Source organism: Streptomyces sp. 150FB (assembly GCF_000818195.1).
GTDB lineage: Bacteria > Actinomycetota > Actinomycetes > Streptomycetales > Streptomycetaceae > Streptomyces.
The window spans coordinates 27,456-32,555 of sequence record NZ_JTHL01000001.1; the positions used below are offsets into that span (position 1 = coordinate 27,456).

At 72.9% G+C, this 5,100-nt stretch carries 1 protein-coding gene; it reads right to left on the minus strand.

Features of this window, described 5'->3' with window-relative positions:
* Positions 1-5,100, minus strand: a 5,100-nt coding sequence (locus tag QR77_RS46400; protein ID WP_160311016.1) for a non-ribosomal peptide synthetase, incomplete at both ends; no start/stop codon positions are given.

A 5,100-nucleotide genomic window follows, 5' to 3' on the forward strand; every position in this document is an offset into this window, starting at 1 on the left:
CGGGCCGTGCTTCGGCGGTGGGAGCGACCGTGCCTGCGGCCGCGAAACGTGCGGCCAGCTCACCGGTGTGCTCCCGCCACAGGTGGTCGGCCAGGGCGGCCAGCGTGCCCCGGCGGTAGAACAGCGTCGGGTAGACCTCGATGCCGTACGTCTTGCGCAGTTCGGCGCTGAGCGCGGTGAAGCTCACCGAGTTCATGCCCACCTCGCCGAGCGGGGTGTGCGGGCCGATCTCCTCGGGGTGCGCCCCGGACAGGCGGCCGACCGTCTCGGCCAGTTCGGCCGTCAGGGCCTGGACGCGTCCGTCCGCGCCGCCGACCGCGACGGGCTCAGGCCGCTCGGCACCCCGGGCGCCGAAGCGGGACCGCAGCTCGGCCAGGGGAAGGGTGGCCAGCGTGGTCCGGTCGACCTTCTCGTTGAGTGTGCGTGGGAAGCCGGTCACGCGGACCAGTACGTCCGGGATCATGTGGGCCGGGAGCCAGGCCGCCAGTTGTTCCCGGATCGACTCCGGGGCCGCGTCTGCGAGTACGTAGCAGGCGAGCAGCGAACGGTCGCCGCCTCCCTGGCCACGGGCCACCACGACCGCCTCGCGTACGCCGTCGACGCGCCGCAGGGTCGACTCGATCTCCTCCAGCTCCACCCGGAAGCCGCGCACCTTCACCTGGGAGTCGATCCGGCCCAGATAGTCGATGCGCCCGTCGGCCCGCCGCCGCACGAGGTCGCCCGTGCGGTACATTCGCGGCTCGGTTCCGGGCGCGAACGGGTCGGGCAGGAAGCGCTCGGCGGTCAGTTCGGGGCGGCCCAGGTAGCCGTCGGCCACACCGTGCCCGCCGATGTAGAGCTCACCGGGCACTCCGGTCGGGACCGGTCTGCGGGCGCCGTCGAGGACGTACAGCGAGGTGTTGTCGATCGGGGCGCCGATGGTGACGCGCTCGCCCCGGCACAGCCGGCTCACCGCCGACCAGATGGTGGTCTCGGTGGGGCCGTAGAGGTTCCACACCGCGCGGTTGCCCGCGAGCAGTGCCTCCGCGATGTCGCCGGGCAGGGCCTCGCCGCCGCACAGCACGGTGAGTTCGGGGTCGCCCTGCCAGCCGGCGGCGAGGAGCATGCTCCAGGTCGCCGGGGTGGCCTGCATGACCGTGGCGGTGCGGCGTTCGACGGCCTCGCGCAGCCGCAGGCCGTCCTGGGCGGCCTCGGTCGGCAGGACGTCCACCGTCCCGCCGGTGATCAGCGGCAGATACAGCTCGAGGCCGGAGATGTCGAAGCACACGGTGGTCAGGGCCAACAGGGTGTCCCCCGGCCCGAATCCGGGTTCACGCGCCATCGACCACAGGAAGTTGGTCAGGGCTCGGTGCGGGACGCGGACGCCCTTGGGGCGGCCGGTCGAGCCGGAGGTGTAGATGACGTACGCGGCGTCCGTGGGTTCCGCGGGCCCGGGCGAGGGCAGCGGGGGCGGCTCCTGGCCCCCGTCGATCAGCAGCCGGGGTGCCGAACCGCCCCACGCCGCCCGGACGGCGGAGTGCGTGAACATCAGGTGGAGTCCGGCGTCCCCCGCCATGTAGGCGAGGCGCTCCCGCGGGTACGCCGGGTCGAACGGGACGTACGTGCCGCCCGCCGCCTGTACGGCGAGCAGCGCTACCGGCAGGTCGGCGTCGCGCGGGAGCAGCACACCGACGGTGCGCCCGCGGCCGACACCCGCGGCGGTGAGGCGTGCGGCCAGGGCTGCCACCCGCTCCCCCAGACCGCGGTAGGTCAGCTCCGTTCCGCCGTGGCGGACCGCGACCGCCTGCGGCCTGGCCTCGATCTGGCGCCGCACCAGGTCCCAGACCAGGGTGTCGGCCGGGTAGTCGACACCGGCGGGCGGCGCGAGCTGGGCGCGTTCGTGCTCGGTGAGCAGGTCCAGGTCGCCGACCGCGGAGCCGGGCGCGGCGACCGCGGCCGACAGGAGCGTGACGAAGTGGTCGCCGAGCCGCTCCACCGTGGCGGCGTCGAACAGGTCCGGGTTGTACTTGAGCGTGTAGCGGCAGCCTTCGGGGTGGTCGACCAGGTCGAGGGTGAGGTCGAACTCGCCCTCCTGGTGTACCCCTTCGACCCTGCCGCGCACCACGCCGTCCCGCGGCATGTCGCGCGCCCAGTTGTGGAAGTAGAAGGCCACGTTGAACGGCGCGTCGGCCGCGGCGCCGGGGTTCTCCCCGCGCAGCTCGTCGGTGAGCGTGATCAGGGGATACGCGCTGTGTTCGAGGGCGCCGAGGACCATCTGGTGAATACGGCGGACCAGATCCCGGAAGGACTGCGTGCCGTCGACCTTCTCGGCCAGGACCACCATGTTCATGAAGTAGCCGAGCACGTCGTCGTAGCCGTCGGCCGGCCGGCCGGCCGTCGGGGTACCGACGGCGATGTCCTCCTGGTCGCTGTAGCGGTGCAGCAGCGCGAAGTAGGTCGCGAGCATGACGCTGGACAGCGAACTGTGAGCGGCCATGGCGAGCGCGCGGGCCTGTTCGGTCACGTCCGCCGGGACGCGTCCGCCGACGCTGGCGCCCTGGAAGGTGGGCACGGGCGGGCGCGGCCGGTCCAGCGGCAGAGGTACGGCGGTGCGGCGGTCCCGCAGCCGGTCGAGCCAGTAGGAGCGCAGGCGTTCCGCCCGCGGTCCTGCGAGGAGTTCGCGCTGCTGGACGCAGAAGTCGGCGAAGGTGTGCGCGGGCCGTCCGGCGGGCAGGGGGCGCCCCTCGCGCAGCGCTCGGTAGCCGCGCTCCACCTCCGTGAGCAGCAGCGGGATGGACAGCCCGTCGAGCACCAGGTGGTGCACGGTGAGCAGCAGCGCCTGGCGGCCGTCGCCCAGGGTGTGGAGGGTGGCGCGCAGCAGCGGACCGTCGGCCAGGTCGAACGGCTCTCGCGTCTCGGCGTGGATGCGGTCACGCAGGTCGCCGTCCGCGACAGAGGTCGAAAAGACCTGTCGGAACGGCAGTTCCGGCTCGGCGGCGATCCGGACGAACGGCCCGTCCTCGCCCGTGCGCACGCTCGCGCGCAGTTCCTCGTGCCGGTCGAGCAGGTCCTGCAGGACGACCCGCAGCGTGAGCACGTCGACGTGGTCGTCGAGCCAGAAGGCGAGGGGCAGGTTGTAGGCGCAGTTGCCGGGCGCGATCTGCTCGATCACCCAAAGCGCGCGCTGTCCCTCCGACAGCGGATGGCCGGTGAGGCGGACGTCGGGCCGTGGGCGCAGGACCGCTTCGGCGGCGGAGCGCACCGCGGGCGCCACGTGGACGGCACGCACCGGGTCGGGCGCACGCACCGGATCCGGCGTCCGGCTCGTCACGGAGACGGGCGCGGCGGGCGCGGGCGCGTACGTCCCGACGGGCTCCGGCGCGGGCTCGGCCGCCGCCTCGGACACCGCGTCGACCAGCCAGTGCGACCTCAGGTGCTCCGAGAGCTCCACCAGCGTCGGCCGCGCGAAGAACTCCTCGAGCGGCACGTCGACACCGAAGGCGTCCTCCACGACCGCCACGATCTTCATGCCGCTGAGCGAGTCGAAGCCGTAGTCGACCAGAGACCGTTCCGGGTCGATGCGCTCGTCCAGCTTGAGTACGCGCCGCAGGAGTTCACCGAGGCGGTCGGTGACCGTGTCCCCCGTGTTCCCCGTGTCCGGCCCGTCCGGCCGCACGACGGCCGTCAGGGCCACAGGAGCGTTCGGCGCCGCCGGTGGCGCGTCCCTGCGTACGCCCGGGTTCCGCGCGACCAGCATGTGCTGACCGGGTTCGGCGCCCTCGGCGCCCAGGACCCTGACGTTCGTGTAGCCCTCCTCCTCAAGCAGCGTGATCCATCTGTCCGGCGCGACAAGGGGCGAGTTGGGGATACGAAGCTCACCGTCCTGGAAGGCCCACCAGCCCTCCATGACGCCGCCGCCCAGGGTCAGATACGGGCGGATGGAGGTCAGTTCGTTGAGCACCAGGAGCCCGCCTGACCTGAGCAGGTCCTTCATCATGCGCAGGGTGGTCCGCAGGTTCCTGGTGGCGTGGACCACGTTGGTGGCGAGGACCGCGTCGACCGAGCCCGGCAGGAAGTCCTGCTCGGCGAGGCCGCGTTCCAGGTTGAGAAGCTGGAACCGTACGAACGGGTGCCGCGCGGCGAACCGCTCGCGGCCGTAGTCCAGGAAGCGCGGGGAGATGTCCGTGAAGGTGTAGCCCACAAGGTCCGGGTGGCCGGCCAGCGCCGGGATCACCCGCTCGCTGGTGGCACCGGTTCCGGCGCCCAGCTCCACCACCTGGAAGGACCCGCCGTCCGTCAGCCGCGGGAGGCAGGCGTCCAGATGACGGCGGACCGTGTCGGCGACGAGCATGTTGAAGAAGTCGGTGAGCGGGTTGCCCCTGTACAGGTCCCGCACCAGCTCCATCGAGGAGTCGGGGAACATGACCTCGGTCCCCACCACCTCGCCGCGCAGCAGCCTCGGGTACGCCCGCAGAAACCGCCGGTTGAGCCGGGCCGTCGGCGCGATGTCCGGATACCGGGCCGCGACGTCCCCGAAGTCGGCCTCCCAGCGCTCCGCGGCCGTGGCTCCGTCCGTCCCGCCGACCGCGGCGGTGGCGGTGAACCACTCGCCGTCGCGGGTCAGGAATCCGTTCGCGGCAAGGAGGTCGAGGATCGCCTCGTGCAGCCGGCGGAACTTGTCCCGGATGCCGAGGCGGGTGCGCAGATCCTCGCTCCGGTGCCGGTCGCCGGGGCGCAGGAAGGCGCCCATGCGCTGGTAGACGCCGAGCAGTCCGGAGACCGAGACCGCGTCCAACCGGGCGTATCCGGTGATGACTTGGGCGATGGCGGGGTCGATGTCAGCGCTCCCTTCGAGCACCGGCCGCGCGGGGGCGGTGGCCTGCGGCTGGGGGATCCACAGGCGCCTGCGGGCGAACGGGTAGCCGGGCAGTTCGATCCTTCGCGCTGCCGCGGGGGTGATCAGCGACCAGTCGATCGCGGCTCCCGCCACCCAGCGCTCGGCGGCCGCCGTCAAGTCGCGTCGCATCAGGGCCCGTTGCAGCGCGGCGGCCTCGTCCGGGGAGAGCCGCGCAGCGGTACGGGCGACCCGGCCGGTCGTGACGGCGGCTGCGGCGCCCTCGC